This window comes from Prosthecobacter sp. GW821-HT29F12 (assembly GCF_058803405.1).
In genome coordinates this window covers 7,434,146-7,451,489 of sequence record NZ_CM179517.1, presented here as the reverse complement: position 1 = coordinate 7,451,489, position 17,344 = coordinate 7,434,146, and the positions used below count along the sequence as shown (strand labels likewise).

The 17,344-nt window shown below is 60.1% G+C and carries 16 protein-coding genes; 4 read left to right on the top strand and 12 right to left on the bottom strand.

Features of this window, described 5'->3' with window-relative positions; genetic code table 11:
- Positions 1–4: 4 nt before the first annotated feature.
- The 5 genes from gspG to AC3RLQ_RS30590 form a co-directional block, all read right to left on the bottom strand.
- Positions 5–442: a type II secretion system major pseudopilin GspG gene (gene gspG, locus AC3RLQ_RS30610; RefSeq protein WP_422320353.1), complete on the bottom strand. Its 438-nt coding sequence runs from the start codon at positions 440–442 to the stop codon at positions 5–7.
- A gap of 24 nt (positions 443–466) precedes the next feature.
- Entirely contained in the window at positions 467–1,720 is a 1,254-nt protein-coding gene (locus tag AC3RLQ_RS30605) for a type II secretion system F family protein (protein ID WP_493032784.1), read from the bottom strand.
- Positions 1,721–1,723: 3 nt separating this feature from the next.
- Positions 1,724–3,493 carry a GspE/PulE family protein gene (locus tag AC3RLQ_RS30600; RefSeq protein ID WP_493032782.1) on the bottom strand — a complete coding sequence of 590 codons (1,770 nt, stop codon included), beginning with the start codon at positions 3,491–3,493 and terminating at the stop codon, positions 1,724–1,726.
- A gap of 163 nt (positions 3,494–3,656) precedes the next feature.
- On the bottom strand, positions 3,657–4,709 hold the full coding sequence (locus tag AC3RLQ_RS30595; RefSeq protein WP_493032780.1) for a peroxiredoxin family protein: 1,053 nt from the start codon (positions 4,707–4,709) through the stop codon (positions 3,657–3,659).
- A 6-nt stretch (positions 4,710–4,715) separates the two neighbouring features.
- Positions 4,716–5,768 carry a CAP domain-containing protein gene (locus AC3RLQ_RS30590; protein ID WP_493032778.1) on the bottom strand — a complete coding sequence of 351 codons (1,053 nt, stop codon included), beginning with the start codon at positions 5,766–5,768 and terminating at the stop codon, positions 4,716–4,718.
- A gap of 219 nt (positions 5,769–5,987) precedes the next feature.
- Between AC3RLQ_RS30590 and AC3RLQ_RS30585 the strand changes: the two genes are divergently transcribed.
- From AC3RLQ_RS30585 to AC3RLQ_RS30570, 4 genes are read left to right on the top strand one after another with little or no spacing between them, the layout of a single operon-like run.
- Positions 5,988–6,641, top strand: a complete 654-nt coding sequence (locus tag AC3RLQ_RS30585) for a hypothetical protein (protein ID WP_493032776.1) — start codon at positions 5,988–5,990, stop codon at positions 6,639–6,641.
- Positions 6,641–6,943 (top strand): transcriptional regulator, encoded by a 303-nt coding sequence (locus AC3RLQ_RS30580; protein ID WP_397383619.1) that lies wholly within the window; start codon positions 6,641–6,643, stop codon positions 6,941–6,943. The genes AC3RLQ_RS30585 and AC3RLQ_RS30580 overlap by 1 nt, the downstream gene beginning before the upstream one ends.
- Positions 6,944–6,991: 48 nt before the next feature.
- Positions 6,992–7,888 carry a 4-hydroxy-3-methylbut-2-enyl diphosphate reductase gene (ispH, locus tag AC3RLQ_RS30575; RefSeq protein WP_493032774.1) on the top strand — a complete coding sequence of 299 codons (897 nt, stop codon included), beginning with the start codon at positions 6,992–6,994 and terminating at the stop codon, positions 7,886–7,888.
- Between the two features lie 20 nt (positions 7,889–7,908).
- Complete coding sequence (locus tag AC3RLQ_RS30570; protein WP_493032772.1) at positions 7,909–8,715, top strand: hypothetical protein; 807 nt, start codon at positions 7,909–7,911, stop codon at positions 8,713–8,715.
- On the opposite strand, the gene AC3RLQ_RS30565 is transcribed toward AC3RLQ_RS30570, so the two are convergent.
- From AC3RLQ_RS30565 to AC3RLQ_RS30535, 7 genes are all read right to left on the bottom strand, one after another.
- A complete protein-coding gene (locus AC3RLQ_RS30565; protein ID WP_493032770.1) occupies positions 8,637–10,175 on the bottom strand; it encodes a GTPase domain-containing protein in 1,539 nt (512 codons plus the stop codon). The two genes, AC3RLQ_RS30570 and AC3RLQ_RS30565, sit on opposite strands and share 79 nt — an antisense overlap.
- A 5-nt stretch (positions 10,176–10,180) precedes the next feature.
- Complete coding sequence (locus AC3RLQ_RS30560; RefSeq protein ID WP_493032768.1) at positions 10,181–11,647, bottom strand: hypothetical protein; 1,467 nt, start codon at positions 11,645–11,647, stop codon at positions 10,181–10,183.
- 62 nt (positions 11,648–11,709) lie between these two features.
- On the bottom strand, positions 11,710–12,360 hold the full coding sequence (locus tag AC3RLQ_RS30555; protein WP_493032766.1) for an ATP-binding cassette domain-containing protein: 651 nt from the start codon (positions 12,358–12,360) through the stop codon (positions 11,710–11,712).
- The gene (locus AC3RLQ_RS30550) at positions 12,357–13,139 is read right to left on the bottom strand and encodes an ABC transporter permease (RefSeq protein ID WP_493032764.1); all 783 of its coding nucleotides are present in this window, start codon (positions 13,137–13,139) and stop codon (positions 12,357–12,359) included. Before AC3RLQ_RS30550 ends, AC3RLQ_RS30555 begins: the two co-directional genes overlap by 4 nt.
- Positions 13,140–13,145: 6 nt before the next feature.
- Complete coding sequence (obgE, locus tag AC3RLQ_RS30545; RefSeq protein WP_422320368.1) at positions 13,146–14,183, bottom strand: GTPase ObgE; 1,038 nt, start codon at positions 14,181–14,183, stop codon at positions 13,146–13,148.
- Between the two features lie 58 nt (positions 14,184–14,241).
- Complete coding sequence (locus AC3RLQ_RS30540) at positions 14,242–16,065, bottom strand: hypothetical protein (protein WP_493032762.1); 1,824 nt, start codon at positions 16,063–16,065, stop codon at positions 14,242–14,244.
- An 88-nt stretch (positions 16,066–16,153) separates the two neighbouring features.
- Complete coding sequence (locus AC3RLQ_RS30535; RefSeq protein ID WP_493032760.1) at positions 16,154–17,275, bottom strand: citrate synthase; 1,122 nt, start codon at positions 17,273–17,275, stop codon at positions 16,154–16,156.
- Between the last annotated feature and the right edge of the window lie 69 nt (positions 17,276–17,344).

Sequence of the window (17,344 nt, the reverse complement as noted above, 5' to 3'; positions counted from 1 at the left end):
ACTTTCACTGGTCCCAGCTGCCGATGTCGTCAGCGTTGTCGGCAACTCCATCCGGACCTGCCGAATAGACATCGAAGCCGGTCTTGTCTTTCACGCCGGGGCGGCGGTAGTGGTAGGCGTTGCCCCAGGGGTCGATGGGCAGCTTCTTGAGCTTGGGGCTCCAGCTTTGCGGAGCGGGGCGGCTGGTGGGTTTTTCAACCAGAGAGGAGAGTCCTTGCTCCGTGGTGGGCAGGAACATGTTGTCCACTTCATAGGCACGCAGAGCCGAGGTGATGCTGCTGATGTTGCCCTTTGCGGTGGTTTTTTTGCCGCCCTCAAGCACACCGCCAAAATTGACGATGGCCGCGCCCACAAGGAGCGCCACGATGGCGAGCACGAGGATCATCTCGACGAGGGTGAAGCCGGACGTCGGGAGGCGTGGTTGGGTTTGGGTGTGTTTCATGTGTGTGTGGATGGGGCCGGGCGGCTACTTGTTGATGCTTGAAATGGTCTGGAAGATGGTGGTCATCATGAGGTAGGCCATGAGGCCGACCATGCCGGCCATGAGGCAGACGATGAGGGGCTGGATGAGCGCAGCGAGCGTGTCGATCTTCTTGCTGAGCTCGCGGTCAAAGCGCTCGGCTGCGCGTTCGAGTGCAGCAGGCATGTCGCCTGTTTGCTCGCCGACGTTCACCATGTCGATGAGCAGCGGGGGGAACTGAGCGCTGCGGTCCAGCGCACGGGAAAGAGCGACGCCTTCGCCGACATTGCGCATGACGCTTTCGAAGCCCTGCTGCAGGTAAGGATTGTCGATGGCCTGATGGGTGAGCTGCATGGCCTGTACCATGGTGAGCCCGTTTCCAAGCAAGTTGGCCATCGTCTCCAGGAACTGCACGTAAAAGCGTGCGCGGAAGATGCCGCCGAAGAGTGGGAGACGAAGTTTGAAGTGCGCCCAGGGAATGGCGGACTCGGGACGAGAGACCCATGCCTTGCCGAGAATGTACGCGGCGATGCCGCCGAGGATGACCATCCACCAGGTGGCCTTGAAGGTGTCGCTGATCTTCAGGATGATCTGCGCGGCGAATGGCAGCGAGCCGCCGGTCGAATCGAGCATCTCTGTGAGTTTCGGAATGAGATAGACGACGAACAGCAGGGTGACGGCAACAGCAGCGACGATGAGAAATGCCGGATAGAGCAGCGCGGAGAGCACCTTGGACTTCAGCGCCTGCAGGGAGCGCATGTACTGCGCCTGACGCTTTAGAATGGTGCTCAGCGAACCGCTGGCTTCACCCGCCGAGACGAGCGCGCAGAAGAGCTTGCCGAAGCTGGGACTGGTAGCCGCAATGGCCTTCGAGAACGCCATGCCATCGCGCACCTTGCTGCGCAGCACTGTGGCGAGTGTTTTGATGCCGGAGAGTTCGCGACGGCGCTCCATGGTCGCGAGCGCCGGCTCAAGCTGGATACCAGCACCGACGAGGTCGGAGAGTTCTTCGATGAAGAGAACCACCTGCGGAAGCTTGAGCTTGATGGGACCACCCGGGATGGCTTCGGCGGCTGCTGCACTTTGTTTGGCCTTGGCGGCAGAGCCTGCGGATGTCTTGGCGTCACCTGCGGCTTCGAGCTTGATGGGCTGAATTTTCTTTTTCCCGAGCAATGCAAACGCTTCACTGCGATCCGACGCAGACAGCTCACCGGTGATGACACCGGAAGGACCGTTGGCGCTGTAAACGAAGGTGGGCATGGGTTAGGCGGCTAAACGAGTGGAAGGCATGGAGGTCGTCTGCGGCGCGTGATTGCGATCGCTGGCGGCGGTGACGCTGAGGACTTCCTCGATGGTGGTTTCCCCACTGAGTACTTTCTGGAAACCATAGCCGCGCATGGGGATGTAACCATCCTTGAGGGCCTGCTTGTGAAACTCGGCGGGATGCGCACGGCTGTTGATGAGGTGCTGCAGCGCATGGGTGACGAGGCAGACCTCATAAATGGACAGACGTCCTTGGAAGCCGCTGCCACGGCAGGCCTCACAACCCACGGCACGCATGATTTTGCCGGACAGATGGGACGGAAAGCCGATGGACTTGAGGTAGCTCTCCTCCACCTCGGTGGGTGTTTTGCACACGGGGCAGAGTTTGCGCACGAGTCGCTGAGCGAAGAAGGCACGTACGGCGCTGGAGACGAGGAAGGGCTCCACGCCCATGTCGATGAGACGTGTGATGCCGCCGATGGCGTCATTCGTGTGAAGGGTGCTGAAAACCAAATGACCGGTGAGAGCGGCGCGCACGGCGATCTCCGTAGTTTCGAGGTCGCGCATTTCCCCGATCATCACCACGTTCGGATCGCCACGCAGAATGCTGCGCAGTCCTGCACCAAAAGTGAGGCCGATCTCCGGCTTCACCGCGATCTGCACGATGCCGGGCATCTTGTATTCCACGGGGTCTTCAATGGTGACGATGCGGCGATGGGTCTGATTGAGATCAGTGAGGAAGGCGTACAGCGTGGTAGATTTACCACTGCCGGTAGGACCGGTGATGAGAATGATGCCGTTGGGCAGTTTCAGCAGTTCATCGACTACGGGACGGATGTTGTCGGTCAGACCGAGGCGATTCACCGTGACCTGCTGCTGCGCGAGAAGGCGCAGGCTGATGCTTTCGCCTTCGACCGAAGGGATGGTGGCCACGCGCACGTCGATGCCGAGGCCGTCGAGTTCGAGATTGATGCGGCCATCTTGTGGGAGACGCTTCTCGGCGATGTCGAGACGGGCCATGATCTTGAGGCGGGCGATCACGGAGGCCTGCAACGACTTGATGTTCTCCGGCACGGGCAGTTCTTCGAGACGTCCGTCAATGCGGTAGCGAATGCGGAGGCGATCCTGCTGAGGCTCCACGTGAATATCCGTGGCGCGTTGTTCAAGGCCACGGCGGATGATTTGATTCACGAAGCGAACCACCGAGGCCTCTTCGTCCTCAGGTTCATCGAGCACGGTGACTTCATCCTTCAAATCTTCCGCGCCCCAGTCAGCACGACCACGCAGGATCTTTTCAAACGTGTCCGCACCCAGACCATAGAGCTTTTGCAGGCCTTCAACAATGCGGGTGCGCTGCCCCACATGCCAGACGACCGGCATCGAAAGACTCGCGGCCACACGCTGATGAGCCACAAGACTGAGGGGATCAAACGTGGCAATATGCAGCGTTCGCTCTGTCTCCGAACCGTCATCGTTTTTCGTTTCTTCAGTGAAAACGGGCAGCAACCGATGACGCAGAGCGATCTCCGCCGGCAGCATGCGGCGCATTCCTTGCTCTGTGGGCTGATCTTCATCCTTCGGCTCCCACCACGGCAGGCTGAGAGTCTTGGCCAGGGCCGTCAGGAAATCACGCTCGCGCACGCCTTCGCAATCCAGTACGGCATCCACAAAGGAGGTCTGATTGAAGCACGCCTCTTCCACCGCCTGCCGCACAGCAGGAAGATCGGCACAACCCGAGTCTTTGAGGATCTGATCGATGAGTGGAAGCATGAGGACGGAGCGCCTAAATTCGGCCTTATAATACCGTATAATTATGGTTTTTCATAGAAATGGCAAGTTTTTAATACTTCTAAACCATTTAGGGAGCCGAAAATTTCAGGTCTCAATCCATCGGCATGGGCTTCCAATGGACGCTATTTCCCACTCAAGCCGTCTATTTGGCAGCGGTTATCTGAGCCACCATCGCGTCCAAAGACCCGTTTTTGATCGCGATCAGGCCCTTGGGGTCGATGAGATAAAGGGTGGGAAAGTTGCGCAGGTTGTAGAGGGTGGTGTTGGGGCCGCTGCTGGTGTTGTCCAGCACGTTGCGGAAGCTGACCTGGTAATCGGCGAGTGCTTTTTTGGCCTCGGTCTCGATGTCGGTGTTCACACCGATCACGACGGCATTCTTGTCTTTGAGCTGCGCGGCGGCCTGGTTCATCAGCGGCAGAGTACCGTGGCAGGCATGGCACCAGCCGCCCCAGAAGATGACGATGACGTATTTGCCACGGTAGTCGCTGAGCTTGAAGCTCACGCCATCGGCGTCTTTGCCCTCGATTTCCGGCGCTTCACACCCGACCTGAAGGCTGGTCATCTCAAAGAACATTTTGGCGACAGAATCTGAGAGCTTGAAGCCCTGGATGGTGACGTCCTCATAATCGGCGTAGAGCTGCTGAAAACACTCAAGCGCCTTGCTCTTTGAAGCGGCAGCGGAGTCACGATCGGCAGAGGCGTCGAAGTTTTTAAAGTGGATGGCCCCCAGAGCATAGAGCGCGGCAGCTTTTTCGTCCCGATGCGTGTTCTTTTCGATCACAGCCTTCAGCACCGGCTCGGCTGGCAGGCCGTGGTATTCAAGCTGCTTCACCGCTTCGGCGATGCCCGCGCGATCCGCAAAGGTGGTGCCGAGCATCTTCAGCGCTTCCTGCCCTTCGGGAAAACCCGCCGCGCCCGTCACGAGCCAGTTCACCCCTTTCACCACGTCCGGCTGATCCAGGTTTGCCTGCACCAGTTTCAGCATCTTGGTGGCATAAGGTCCGGCACTGGGGATGCTGGCGCGAAACTTGTTCTTCTCCTCCTCGGTGGTAGCGGCGATGAGCTTCTGCGTATTGGCACGCACCGAGTTTTCGTACTCATCAATGATCGAACGGATCTCCGTGGCAAGCGGTGCAGATGGAGTCTGGGCCAGGATGGATGCAACGGATAGAAGCAGAAGGACGATGGATCTCATGGTGAATCAGCAAAGATGATGGCGTGAGCGGAACCCAAGCAGCGAAAGACCTGCGACAAGGCACAGCAGCAGGCTGCCCGGCTCAGGAACAACGGCGAAGGACTCGTAGACATTGTCATACACCAGCACGGGCACACCGTAGTTGTCTGTATGCTCAGTGAGCGTAAAAGTCTTGGCAGCAAGGCCGGTGTCGGGAGCTTCCACGCGATAGACAACACCATTGGTCAGGCCGGTAAGCGCGATATTGAAACCGCCGGCGCTGTTGCTGAATCCGCTCGCCACGAGGATCCCGGTGGTGTCGTTGTAAACATTAATCGCTTCACCAGCCAGCCCTTCTCCGGGCGTGTAAAAGGCGTCGGCCAGAATGGTGTCCTGATAAACCGAACCAGTCAGAATGGCATCTGAAAAGTAAGTCGTGCCATCATAACGAAACTGCGAGGCCAGATGCTCGGTGATGACGTACGGCCCGATGGCGGTGACATTGCTGCCCGGAATCGAGATGTCTTGGAAACCGATGCCGATTTCCTTCATGCTGGTATTGAGCAGGAGATCGCGGTGTCCGGTCGGGTTCTGAATGCCGTTGCCATAACCGGCCGTTGCGCCATTGCCATCTCCCCAGTCGACCACGAATGCGGCATGCGAATGAAAGGGGGACTGCGCCGAGGCAAAAAGATTCTCGCCGGCATTCAACCAGTTGGCGCTGTAGCCGCCGTTGATAATGCGCTGGTCGAGACTGTTCGTGTCCAGCGTGTGCGACTGCTGATCGGCAGTCACCATCAGGTTGGAATAGCTGGTGGCCGAGACATTCAAAGCGCTGCTCCATGCCAGCGGTGGAGCCGCAGTGAGACTGGAAAACTGCGTGGCCAGATCTGAGGCGCTGGTGCCAAAGAAATTCAGTGCGTAGGCGATGCTGGGATCGTTGGACTTGGTGGGAGCCCACACACCTGGAGAGGAAAAATTAACCAGCTTGGCCAGCTCCCCTTGGGGATCACTGCGGAATCGATTGGTTAGTTCGAGCATGTACTGCTGCTCTGCCGTAGGATCTGCGCCCTCTGCCATTCCCGGCAGAAGAATGGCCGCACACAGCAGACCTGCGCACCAACTTCGCCCAAAGTGGTGTGTCGTTTTGCGCAAAACTGACGCGGATTGATTCACTTCTCTTAACTTATGGTAATTATATTAAACTGCCAAGCCTGTTTCGTGTCGATCCACAGAATCATCGCTTTGTGGCGCAAAGTTTTACTTGCGTCATTCACTTTGGCGCGCAAAGTGATTCACATGAGCACGACCGAAGCCGCCTTGGAGAACCTCCGCATCATTCGTTCCCTGATGGAAAAGGCGCACATCTACCGCGCCGTCTCTGCTCCCGCGGCACTCACTGGCGGTGTGCTGGCGCTCATCGCCTCCGGGTGGCCGGTGTGGCACGTCGTGAAAATGCAAGGCGATGCCGTGATGTGTGACCTGTGCTTCCTGGAGACCTGGCTCATCATTCTGGCCATCGCCTCCGCCTTGAATGTCTTCCTGCTCGCCAAAGAGGCCAAGCGCCGCAACCAGCCCTTCGTCTCCGCCGGCATGCGCATGGCGCTGCGCGCCTTCGTTCCGCCGTTGCTTGTTGGCGGCAGTGTGGGCATTGGTTTGATCGTGTTCCTGCACAATCTCACCCTCGCCGCCCTCATCTGGGCGCTTTGCTACGGTCTGGCCCTTCTCAGCACCGCCAGCTTTTCGCCACGTTCTTTGGTTCGTCTTGGGTGGGCCTTCGTGATCACGGGTCTGCTGACGTTCTTCGGCTGGGCCGCTTGCAGCGATGTGCGCCTGCTCTCCAGCGATCTTGGCCCCGCTTCTCTCGTCATGGGCCTCACCTTCGGACTGCTGCATGTCGTTTATGCCCTGGCCGTGTTCCTCAGCGCTCAACCTGCGGAGGTGCAGCCGTAATGATCGACTTCGATCAAATCGACAAGCTCATTCACGAAAAGGGCCGCCTTTCCATCATGACGCTGCTCTCCACACGCGGAGAATGGGCCTTTCAGGATCTCAAGGCAGAACTCAGCATGAGCGACGGCAACCTCATCTCCCACCTCCGCACCCTCGGCACGGCCGGGTACATCAAGGAAACGCGCGACGAATCCGGCACTCGCCCACGCACCAGCTACGAACTCACCCCAGCCGGACGCACGGCCTTCAAGGACTACGTCGAAGTGCTCGGCGAAATCGTCAAAGCCGCTCAGCAGACCTGACTCGCCGTTTTTTGCCCATTCACTTTGCCACACAAAGCTAACACCATCATGAACCTCATCCTCGCTCAACATCACGGCATGTGCTTCGGCGTCCGCGACGCCCTGCGCACCACGCACGCAGCCGCCCAGCGCGCGCCGCTCACCATCCTCGGTCAGCTCGTTCACAATCCATTGGTTGATCGCCATCTCGCCACCCTTGGTGCACAGCGGGGTGAGCTTGATGATTTAACCAGCGCCAGCACGCAGCAGGTCGCCATCACCGCTCATGGTGCTTCAGACCGGCATCGACAGGCCTGGCAAAGCGTCGGACACACCGTCATCGACACCACCTGCCCTCTTGTGAAGAAGGCGCATCAAGCTCTCGCCATGCTGGTGAACGAAGGATACCAGCCCATCGTCATCGGCCAGAGTCAACACGTTGAGGTGCGTGGACTCATCGGCGATTTCCCTTCCGCCGTTGTTCTTCTTGAAGAAGCGGACCTTCATCGTGTGCCAGCTCATTCACGACTCGGCATCGTTTCACAAACGACGCAGCCGGTCGAACTCGCCCTGCGTCTGGTGGATGCGATCAAGCGGCGGCATTGCAGCTCTGAAGTGCGATTCATCGACACGATCTGCCATCCCACCAAGCAGCGTCAGACAGCCATGGATGATCTGCTGAGCGACTGCGATCACATCGTCGTCATTGGAGGTCGCAACAGCAACAACACGCGCCAGCTCGTGCAGAAAGCCGCCGCACACGGCGTGCCAGCTATCCAGATCGAAGGCCCCGGAGAACTCGATCCAGCCTGGTTTGGCAAAGCCCTCAATGTGGGTGTCACCGCAGGCACCTCCACCCTCGATGAAACGGTGGATGCCGTCATGCAACGCCTCCGCCAGATCGCCGCCGAAATGCGCAGCAACCCTGTCCATGAATTCCTCCGCTCCATGCTCCACGCCGCTTAACCCACCCACCAACCCTCCTTATGAACACCCAACATTGGATCAGCCACTTCGAAGCCAACACCAGACTCAATCATGAGCTGCAATTGCCGGACACCGCATGCGATCTGCCCGAACAAGTGCGCAGCGCCCTTGCTCGTTCCCTCGCCATTTTCCAACTGGGCGAAAGCGGTGGAGGCACGCGTTTGCGCCGCTACACCCGCAGCATCGCAGCGCTGGAAAATCTGCAGGGCTATCAGCGCGCCGTTGACCTCTTCGTTGCCGAAGAGCAGAGCCACGCCGCGCTGCTGGCACGCACCGTCAAACATCTGCGCGGCGCCTTGCTGCAAAAGCAATGGACCAATTCGATCTTCCGCTGGATGCGCGATCTGGTGAACCTCGAGTTCAATATCCAGGTGCTCCTCACGGCGGAACTCATTGCCGAAGTTTATTTCGGCCTGCTCTCTCTGCGCTGCAGCGATCCCGTCGTGCAAACGGTCGCAAAAAAGCTCCTGCGCGATGAGATGGGTCATCTCTCCTTCCAGCGTGACTTCCTGTTCGAGCGCCTCAAGACACTCACCCCTGCCACTCAGCGTCTCTGGCGCTGGCAGTTCCAGGCCATCCATTTCGCGACCGCCTGCGTCGTCTCATGGGATCACCGCGACTGCCTGCGCAGTTTGAACGTCACTCCCGCCGACTTCCGCTCCCGCGCCCTGCGCTGCTGGCAGAGCTTCCAGTCACGACTGGAACGCCGATTGCATGAGCACGAAGTTCAAGCCCGCCACGAAGAAGGATCCACACCCGGATACAGCCGCTCCAGCAGGGCCACCATGCAGTCTCCGGTGAGCTGACGGGACTGGCGTGAAAGCGCCGCGGGCTGAGTGTCTTTTTGCACGCCACATTTCCACAGATGATCCAGTGCATCGGAGTGCAGATCGGTCACTTCATCCACGACCTCCTGCCAGTGCTGCGGCTGCGCACTTTCCTTCCATTCGCCACGACCACGGCCAAAATGGCAGATGGCCAGGTAGGTGAGAAAGGCCAGTTTGACCTGCTCACGAAAATGCTCGCGTGACCAGCGAAGGCGCTGGTCGCTGCCACGCACGAGATTGTAGCTGCGGATCAAAGCATAAGCACCAATGCCGGAGGCAAGACCGCCCAGCAGCGCGCCACCACCAAAGGTCATGCCGCCCAGTTTGAGATCGGCAATAAGTCCCCCCATGGCACCACCGGCGAAACTGCCCAGCACGCCCCAGATGTTTTCAGACACGGCCTGGGGCAGATGAAAATGCTCGCGAGCGATCTCGTTGAGCTCATGGCCAGCCTGACCTTTCAGACCATGGGCTTCGATCAAATTGTTGGTCGTCTGCTCGGTGCGGTCCGCCAGCTGCGTGGCCAGTTTTTGGCGCGCTTCGTTGTACTCGCGGTTCAGGTCATCGCGCTGCCATCCCACGCGTTCCAGCAGCGTTTCAGAGCGCACATCCACGCCGTCAAACAGCGCGGCGGTGAGCTGCTCTGAGATCAGACGCACCGAGGCTTGAAACACCTCCACATTGCGTTGTGCCCAGGCGCGTTTGATCTGCAAAAAGGTGGGAATCTTGGAGCCCTGCATCAGCGGTGCCAGCGAGTCCATGAGGATGTCCTCCTGCACCCAGCAGCGGGCAAAGGCATCCAGCGTCAGCACTTCGCGCACGATCTCAAACTGCCTCAAATGTGTCCGCCAGGATTCCAGCTCGGCGGCTTCCATGGATGAGCTTCCCGGAAGTCCGGTCTGATTCAGCAGCACGACCACGGGTTTTTCCACCCAGCTGAGAATTTCCATTTCAGGCCCGATGTAGGCGGCAGCCTCGGGCGGTTCGGCGGCATTGACGAGGTACAGCACCACGTCCGCTTCATCGCGCACGTTTTTCAGCGCCTGCTGGCTGCACCACAGGGGCCGGTCGGTGATGCGGTCCCAGGTCTGCGAGAGAAACCAGAGCACGGGGCTGCGCTCACGCTGGAGACGCTTCAACAGCCGCGCACTGTCGCCAAAGCCCGGGGTGTCCCACAGCCGCAGCATGAAGCCGCCCGTTTCGAGCAGCGTGTGCGATTCATTGAAAAGGGTGACATGCGGCGCATCCTTCACCTCTCCCACATCACGGCGCAGCAGCGTGCGGGCGAGGGTCGTCTTGCCAGCATTCGTGTGCGAAATGAGGCTCAGCGTGACGATGTCCGAGGCATCACGCACATTCAGTTCCGCCGACTGTCGGTCAGAGGAGCTGGCAGTTTTGGTTCTGGAAAAAAGAGCGGGCACTAGAGACGAAAACTTCATGAACATTACGATACCGGAGGCTTTGCGCGTGCGGATTCTTTGCGTACAGCCACAATCACTTCAGAGGCCAGGCCTTCGACCATCTGCGACCATAATTGCTCACGCCCGGCGATTTTTTCTGGTGACCAGCGTCCCGCAAGACTCGTGCCGTCCAGCAGCACGACGAGCTCCGGCTCGGCATGTTTGGTGAGCAGGCGCTGGCGCACATCGGAGACGAGGCGTCGCTGAACCTCGGCCTCAGGCGTGGTGGCCATGTTGAAGAGGATCACCAAATTGGCGCACACGGGCTGCCAGGCTGCGGCAAATTCGTCCTCCTCCCCGGCCGGGATGCGCACATACTCCGCGCGCGCCATGCCGCCAAAACGCTCCCTGATGCCACGGTCCCAGACCTCGCGGTGATGAGCGGTGGGTTCGATGGCATGCACGAGCACCTGGATGCGCTCACTGCCGCCTTCCACCGCACGCAGCAAGGTGCGCAGGTAGCCGCCCCAGTTCAAGGCACGGGCCGGTTGCGCGACAACCCGGCAGCAGCGCGCCGTACCTAGGCCAGCCAGCAGGAGGCGCGGCACCACGATCAGCACCAGCAGAGTGCCTGCGTACAAATGAATCCATGTCAGCGCAGGGGCCGGTTTCGCCACCTTGCCCAAAGTGCGATGCATGCCGGCGATCTGATCCAGCGGCACGGGAATTCGCAGCACCTTTGAGGCGGGTTTGAACAAGGTCTCAAAAAAGGCCGCAGCCTCGTCGCTCTCTGCCAGCAGGGTACTTTCCCAGACGGCACGATATTCGTGCGACCAGCCACGGGCATACAGGGCTACCGCGCCACCGATGGCCAGCAGTGCAGCCGCCACGTGCAGCCACATCCGCAGCCGCATCTGCAAGCGCCGCCAGGCCAGCGGCCAGGCGAGCTCTTCATACCGCGACCGCACGGTTTCAGCCACTCCGCTTTCGACCTCCTTGGTCGCTTTGCCCATGCGCGAGATGCCATGAGCGAGAAATTCCGCCACCCAGCCACCCCGGCCAGCCACTGCGGAGGTCGGCATCAGTTCGCACAACAAACCGAGGACAATCACCACCGCATTCCAGGCCAGCAGACCCACCAGCGGCAGTGCCAGCAGATTGAATTCGCCCGCCTGCCCCAGATCGGTAAACCAATAGCCAGTCACCAGCGCCAGGCCCCAGCCCGCCAGCGCCCAGGACCAGCGCCCTTGGGGCACACGCAGCAGGTCGAGCACATGAATCAGGTCGCCGCGCCAGCCCACGGCCTCGCGCTCCAGCCACTCGGCCCGTTTGTCCAGAAACGACTCGGAACGCTCCTCCAGCACATCTCCTGTGATCTCCTCGGAGGCCAGTCCGGCTCGCGTGTGGGCCGTGGCCTCACGGCGACGCTCCGCATTGACGAGAACGCCATCGGCATCGCCTTCTTCGAGTGCGCGCCATTTCAGGACGCGCTGCCAGTCAGTCCAATCCATGCAGGGGGTGTTTTTAGGACACTAAACGCAGCTTCGGCGGGATTCCAACCGCACAGTACAAATCATCCCTTCGATTCCACCTCCAGCCGGCCTGCCACCATTCGCAGATGCAAGGTTCCCAGAGCCGCCGCTTCACTGCTGGAGTGGGTGACGTGCAAAACAGTGAGCGAATGCTCCTGCTGTACGCGCTGCAGCAAGGTCACAGCCTCCGCACGCATGCTTTCATCGAGCGCGGACAGCGGTTCGTCGAGCAGCAGCAGTTTGGGCTGGGCCGCCAGAGCACGAGCGAGGGCGACGCGCTGCTTTTCGCCGCCGGAAAGCAGGTCTGGCAGGCGATCTAGCAGGTGAGCAATGCCAAACTGCTCCGCGAGGCGGTTCACGCGTTGGTTGAGTTCCTCAGGAGCCATGCCGCGCAGTTTCGGGGCGAAGCCGATCTGCTCGCGCACGCGCAGGCCCGGGAACAGCGCCAGATCCTGTGGCACGTAGCCGATGCCGCGTTCGCGGGGTTCCAGATCGGTCACGTCCACGCCATCCAGAAGCACGCGGCCGGAGGTCGGCTGGCGCAGGCCGCAGAGGATTTCCAGCAGGGTGGTTTTGCCGCAGCCGGTCGATCCCATCAGCACGGCGTAGGTGTTGGCCGGGATGGCCACTGTCACGCCCTCCAAGATCGTGCGGCCAGAGACCTTCCAGGTGAGTTGTTCGAGCTGGATCATACTTTTTCCCCCGTGGCACGCACCGCCACCAGCACCAGAACGGCCAGCAGCACCATGAACAAGCTGACCGCCACGGCGGCTTCGAGATTTCCCACACTGAGCTCCAGCCAGACCGTCGTCGGCAGCACCTCCGTCTTCATGCGCGTGGCACCGGCAAAGACGAGAATCGGCCCGAATTCCCCCAGACTACGCGCCCACGCGATGCAAAACGCCGCCACCATGCCACGCCGCGCCGCCGGCAGCGCCACATGCCACAGTGCCTGAAATCGGGTGCAGCCAAGCGTGAGCGCCACGTCTTCAGGCCGCGCTGAGAGGTGCTGGAATGTGCCGCGCATCGTACGGATCGCGAAGGCAGCGGCCACGACGAATTGTGCCAGCACCACGCCGCTGACTTGATAGGTGAAGGGAATCGCCATCTCGATCACCTTGCCGACCTTGGTTTGGAAAAAGATCAGCAGGCACAGACCGACAACCAAGGGAGGCAGGATGATGGGAATATCGAGCGCCGCATCCAGCCAGGATTTGCCGCGAAACTCCAGACGCGTCATCAAATACCCCACCGGCACCGCCAGCAGCAGCGCAAAGCCTGCCGCGAGCGAGCAGGTCACAAGACTCAAAAAAGTCGCATGCCGGATCTCAGGAGAGCGCAGCACCTGCAGCCATGAATCCGGCGTGCTGTACGTCGCCGTGGCTCCGAGCAGCAACGCCCAGAAGAGGAGATACCCCGCTGTGATCAACGCCAGAACCAGCCAGCAAAGATTGGAACGGTTCAGGCGCATGACAGGTCACCAGTCCACATCCTGCCCGATCTTCTCGTCGAGCCACTTGCGCAGCTTGTCGAGGCCTTCGCCGGTTTCGGCGGAAACGGGGTGGATTTTGATGCGTTTGAAGCGCTCTTTGAAGTGAACGAGGTTTTCGGCGCTCTCGGGCAGGTCGATCTTGTTGGCGATGATGCACCAGGGGCGTTTGGCCAGCTCTGGGGAGTAGAGGGAGACTTCTTTGCGCACGATTTCCAGATCGGAGACGGGATCGCGGCCTTCGGTGCCTGCAGTGTCGACGACGAAAAGAAGGACCCGGCAGCGCATGATGTGGCGCAGGAAATCATGGCCGAGGCCGATATTTTCGTGCGCGCCTTCGATCAATCCAGGGATGTCTGCGAGACTGCCACGGCGGTTTGGACCAAACTCGATCACGCCGACCATGGGTTTCAGCGTGGTGAAGGGATAGTTGGCAATCTTTGGCTTGGCGGCGCTCAGCTTGGAGAGCAGCGTGGATTTGCCTGCGTTCGGGGCGCCGACGAATCCGGCGTCTGCGATGGAGCGGAGTTCGAAGTGGAAGTCACCTTCCTCACCGGGGGTGCCGGGGGTGAATTCACGCGGAGCCTGGTGCGTGGAGGTCTTGAAATGCACGTTCCCCTTCCCGCCTTTGCCGCCTTTGCAGAGCACGTAGGTGGAATTGGTCTCGGTCAGGTCGGCCACGGGTTCGTAACGCGTGACGAGTTCATGGGTTTCGTTGTCGTATTCCTGAGTGACGCGGCTGACGAGGGTGCCCGGCGGCACTTTGTACACCACATCCTTGCCACTGCGGCCGGAGCACTGCGTGGCACCGCCCTTGGCGCCGTCCTCGGCGATGAGCTTGCTGTTGAAAACGTAATTGCGCAGGCTGTCCGTGCTGGGATCCACCAGCAGGATGAGGCTGCCCCCGTTCCCGCCGTCGCCGCCATCGGGACCGCCTTTGGGACGGAATTTTCCGCGATGAAAATGAGCGCTGCCATCGCCGCCTTTTCCGGCGCGCGCATGAACTTTGATTTGATCGACAAACATGTGACGGTCCAGTTAACCGGGGATGGGCACGGGAGCAAGGGTTAGCTTCATGTCCCTGCTACTGTGCGGCGGCTTCCCGCTCCCCGCCTGCCACCTTGGCTGGAACGGGGTAGAAAAGCTGCATGGCGCGGCGGATTTGAGGGCTTTTCAGGCTGGCCGCATAGATGGCGTCCGGGATTTGGCGGTTTTTGGCAAACAAATGGTAGGCGCTGAGTGCCTCAAAGCCGGCATTGAGCGATCCTTCCATCGGCAGGTAGCTGCGGCCATCGACATTGAGATTCTCGACCATGCCCCAAGGCGGGAAGTAGCTGGCCTTCTCCATGCGTTCGAGCAGGTCAAACGTCTCCTGTGCCTGCGGATTCAGGGTGGCAGACATCAGGATGTAGTGCGGATGGATGAGCTTTTGATCCGGCAGATCGACACCGCCCACGTAGTAGCCGTTCCCCGCCTCATTTTCGCCGGCAGAGAGACCGTAGATGCCGTTGCGTGCGGCATGGGACTGCGGCCAACGTTTCGGAATGTAGGCGCGCTGTGCGCCCAACATGGCGCGGCGTACACTGAGCCAGCGAACACCATCATGCGCATCGGGCACGTCACTGTCGAAATCCGGATGGAGCAAACTTTGCAGCTCGGTGATGAAACCCGTGCCCTGCCAGGCCTTGCCCGGAGTGCGCATGGGCGGCGGGCGGTGATCGGGATTGGCGATGCCTTCCATGAGCATCACCAGGGTGGTTTCTCCCCCCCAGTCCTGCCAGCCATGCGGCAGGAGGGTGATGCCGTCGTCTGCAAGGCCGTGCGAGAGGTGGCCGTCTGGCAGGTGCAGCAGATCGTAGTCGATCTCTTTGATCTGCAGGATCAGGTCTTCGGCCACGGCCGGGACGTCCAGCATGATCGCCGCCTGCAGCATGGACTGGGCATAGATCGCCGTGTCCACCGTGCTGTATTCAGTACCCGGATGGATGCAGTAGGCGTTCTCCCGCCCATGCCGGTGCACAAAGTGGGGCAGCAGGCCCCGGCCGGTCTTGAGTTTCTTCACTGCTTCATGCGTGCGTGTGAGCACCCAGCGTGCGTAATCTGCCGTGACAATGCCCAGCGACTCCTGCGCTGCAGCCGCCGAAGCCAGGACATACATGCCCGTGGCGGAGACGGACTCAAACGCCCCCTCTTCAATGTGAGCGCGGTCACGCACGAAACCGGTCCCGATGGAATAACTGCGGGCGATCTTCGCGTAGGAGGCGAGAAAAGCATAAGCATCCCAGGGAATCTGGGGCTGCTCGATGCCGAGGAACAAGCCGGACACTTTGACTTCTGAACCAGGTTCAGCCGTCCATATGATGGTTTTCCCATCGCGCACCGCTTCAGGTGCCACCGGATAAACAAACATGCGGTATTGCGGCTCGTTGAGCTCGATCACCTGCGTCCAGCGCTGTTCGTCGGCGGGAGATTTGATCTCGAGCTTGATCCTGCCGCGCCCGGATGCCCTGAGCATGACCGCCGTGACTCGCGGCTGGTATCTGGCGGTGACCGGCTCGGGATAGGCATGCGTAAAATCCATCACACGGCTCGCATTGCGCGCCTGCCCGGCGAGGCTGTGCCACATGCCCGCCCATGCATCAGGCTGCTGGCCGAGATGCACCACGACTTCATCGGTGAGCCATTCGATCTCATGCTCCGCCGGCCCATGGAAACCGAAGTCCGTGCCGATATGGGTGTAGGCCGTGAATGAATTCAGCCGCTTGGTGCCGGCAAGCACCTGCTGCCCTTCATCACGGTGAATGAAATACTCCTGCACCGGCTGCCACACGAGACGTGTGGCAGGCTGCGCCATCACCTGCGTGCCGAGCATCACAGCGACGGCTCCGACGGTTGAAAGGAGACGCATGAAGCATCTACGTTAGTGGCAAACACAAAGTTTTACCACCTTTGCAGCATTCAAATTAATTCCTGCCCAACCTTTTGGCCGGGTAGAATCAGCGCTCGTCAATCGGCAGGACCTTCTGGCCATATGGCTTGCCGACATACTGGCTGAGGGGGCGGAAGAGGCGGTTTTCGCTCCATTGTTCCAGCACGTGGGCGGTCCAGCCGCTCATACGGGCGATGGCGAAGATCGGGGTGAAGAGGTCGGTCGGAATGCCGAGGCTGTAGTACACCGTGGCGCTGTAGAAATCGACGTTCGCATTGAGGCCCTTCTGCTCGCGCATGATCTGGGCGATGCGCTCGGACATCTGGATCCACTTCGACTCACCGAGCTGGCTGGTGAGCTGGATAGCCATCTCACGCAGATGCGGAGCGCGGGGGTCGAGAACCTTGTAAACGCGATGGCCGATGCCCATGATCTTCTTCTTCTGGGCCAGTGCGTCGGCAACCCAGGCGTCCACCTTGTCAGGGGTGCCAATCTCTTCGAGCATGTGGATCACGCCTTCATTGGCACCACCGTGCAGGGGTCCTTTGAGAGCACCGATGGCAGCGCTGATGGCGGAGAACATGTCGCTCAGCGTCGAGGCCACGACGCGGGCGGTGAAGGTGGAGGCATTGAAACCGTGCTCGGCATGCAGGATGTAGGCGATGTCGAGGGTCTTTTCGGCTTCCTTGCTCGGCACTTCCCCGTTCATCAGGTAGAGGAAGTGGGCGGCTTCACTGAGGTCCTTGCGCACAGGCGGCAGTTCCAGCCCCTGGCGTGCACGGTGGTAATAGGCGGCAATCACGCCAATCTGCGAGGTGAGGCGGATGGCGTTGGCCATGTTTTCGCTGACTTCGAGGTCATAACGGCTCAAGTCATAGCAGCCGAGCATCGAAACGGCCGTGCGCATGATGTCGATGGGCTTGGCGGTTTTTGGAGCCGCCTTGAGGAAGTCGATGACACCCTGCGGGAGCTCACGCTCGGCACGCAGCGCCGTGGTCAGCTTGTTGAGTTCGGTGCGGTTCGGGAGCTTGTTGTAGTACAGCAGGTAGACGACCTCTTCGTAGCTGACCTTGACCAGTTCATTGATGTCGTACCCGCAGTAGAACAAGATGCCCTCCGCTCCATTCACCTCCCCAAGACGGGTTTCGGCAGCAACGATTCCTTCAAGACCTTTGGATACAACAGACATGGGATGGGCGTGGGGTTTAGGTTTTGGTAGCAGATAGCGTGCTCAAACTACGGCTCAACCAAAGACTCG

What these genes read in the sequence shown, in the direction of transcription:
- AC3RLQ_RS30550 (WP_493032764.1), bottom strand. Translation starts at nt 13,139, where the DNA reads ATGCGCCTGAACCGTTCCAATCTTTGCTGGCTGGTTCTGGCGTTGATC.
- AC3RLQ_RS30585 (WP_493032776.1), top strand. Translation starts at nt 5,988, where the DNA reads ATGAGCACGACCGAAGCCGCCTTGGAGAACCTCCGCATCATTCGTTCC.
- AC3RLQ_RS30565 (WP_493032770.1), bottom strand. Translation starts at nt 10,175, where the DNA reads ATGAAGTTTTCGTCTCTAGTGCCCGCTCTTTTTTCCAGAACCAAAACT.
- AC3RLQ_RS30535 (WP_493032760.1), bottom strand. Translation starts at nt 17,275, where the DNA reads ATGTCTGTTGTATCCAAAGGTCTTGAAGGAATCGTTGCTGCCGAAACC.
- AC3RLQ_RS30555 (WP_493032766.1), bottom strand. Translation starts at nt 12,360, where the DNA reads ATGATCCAGCTCGAACAACTCACCTGGAAGGTCTCTGGCCGCACGATC.
- AC3RLQ_RS30580 (WP_397383619.1), top strand. Translation starts at nt 6,641, where the DNA reads ATGATCGACTTCGATCAAATCGACAAGCTCATTCACGAAAAGGGCCGC.
- ispH (WP_493032774.1), top strand. Translation starts at nt 6,992, where the DNA reads ATGAACCTCATCCTCGCTCAACATCACGGCATGTGCTTCGGCGTCCGC.
- AC3RLQ_RS30590 (WP_493032778.1), bottom strand. Translation starts at nt 5,768, where the DNA reads ATGGCAGAGGGCGCAGATCCTACGGCAGAGCAGCAGTACATGCTCGAA.
- AC3RLQ_RS30595 (WP_493032780.1), bottom strand. Translation starts at nt 4,709, where the DNA reads ATGAGATCCATCGTCCTTCTGCTTCTATCCGTTGCATCCATCCTGGCC.
- AC3RLQ_RS30570 (WP_493032772.1), top strand. Translation starts at nt 7,909, where the DNA reads ATGAACACCCAACATTGGATCAGCCACTTCGAAGCCAACACCAGACTC.
- AC3RLQ_RS30600 (WP_493032782.1), bottom strand. Translation starts at nt 3,493, where the DNA reads ATGCTTCCACTCATCGATCAGATCCTCAAAGACTCGGGTTGTGCCGAT.
- gspG (WP_422320353.1), bottom strand. Translation starts at nt 442, where the DNA reads ATGAAACACACCCAAACCCAACCACGCCTCCCGACGTCCGGCTTCACC.
- obgE (WP_422320368.1), bottom strand. Translation starts at nt 14,183, where the DNA reads ATGTTTGTCGATCAAATCAAAGTTCATGCGCGCGCCGGAAAAGGCGGC.
- AC3RLQ_RS30605 (WP_493032784.1), bottom strand. Translation starts at nt 1,720, where the DNA reads ATGCCCACCTTCGTTTACAGCGCCAACGGTCCTTCCGGTGTCATCACC.
- AC3RLQ_RS30560 (WP_493032768.1), bottom strand. Translation starts at nt 11,647, where the DNA reads ATGGATTGGACTGACTGGCAGCGCGTCCTGAAATGGCGCGCACTCGAA.
- AC3RLQ_RS30540 (WP_493032762.1), bottom strand. Translation starts at nt 16,065, where the DNA reads ATGCGTCTCCTTTCAACCGTCGGAGCCGTCGCTGTGATGCTCGGCACG.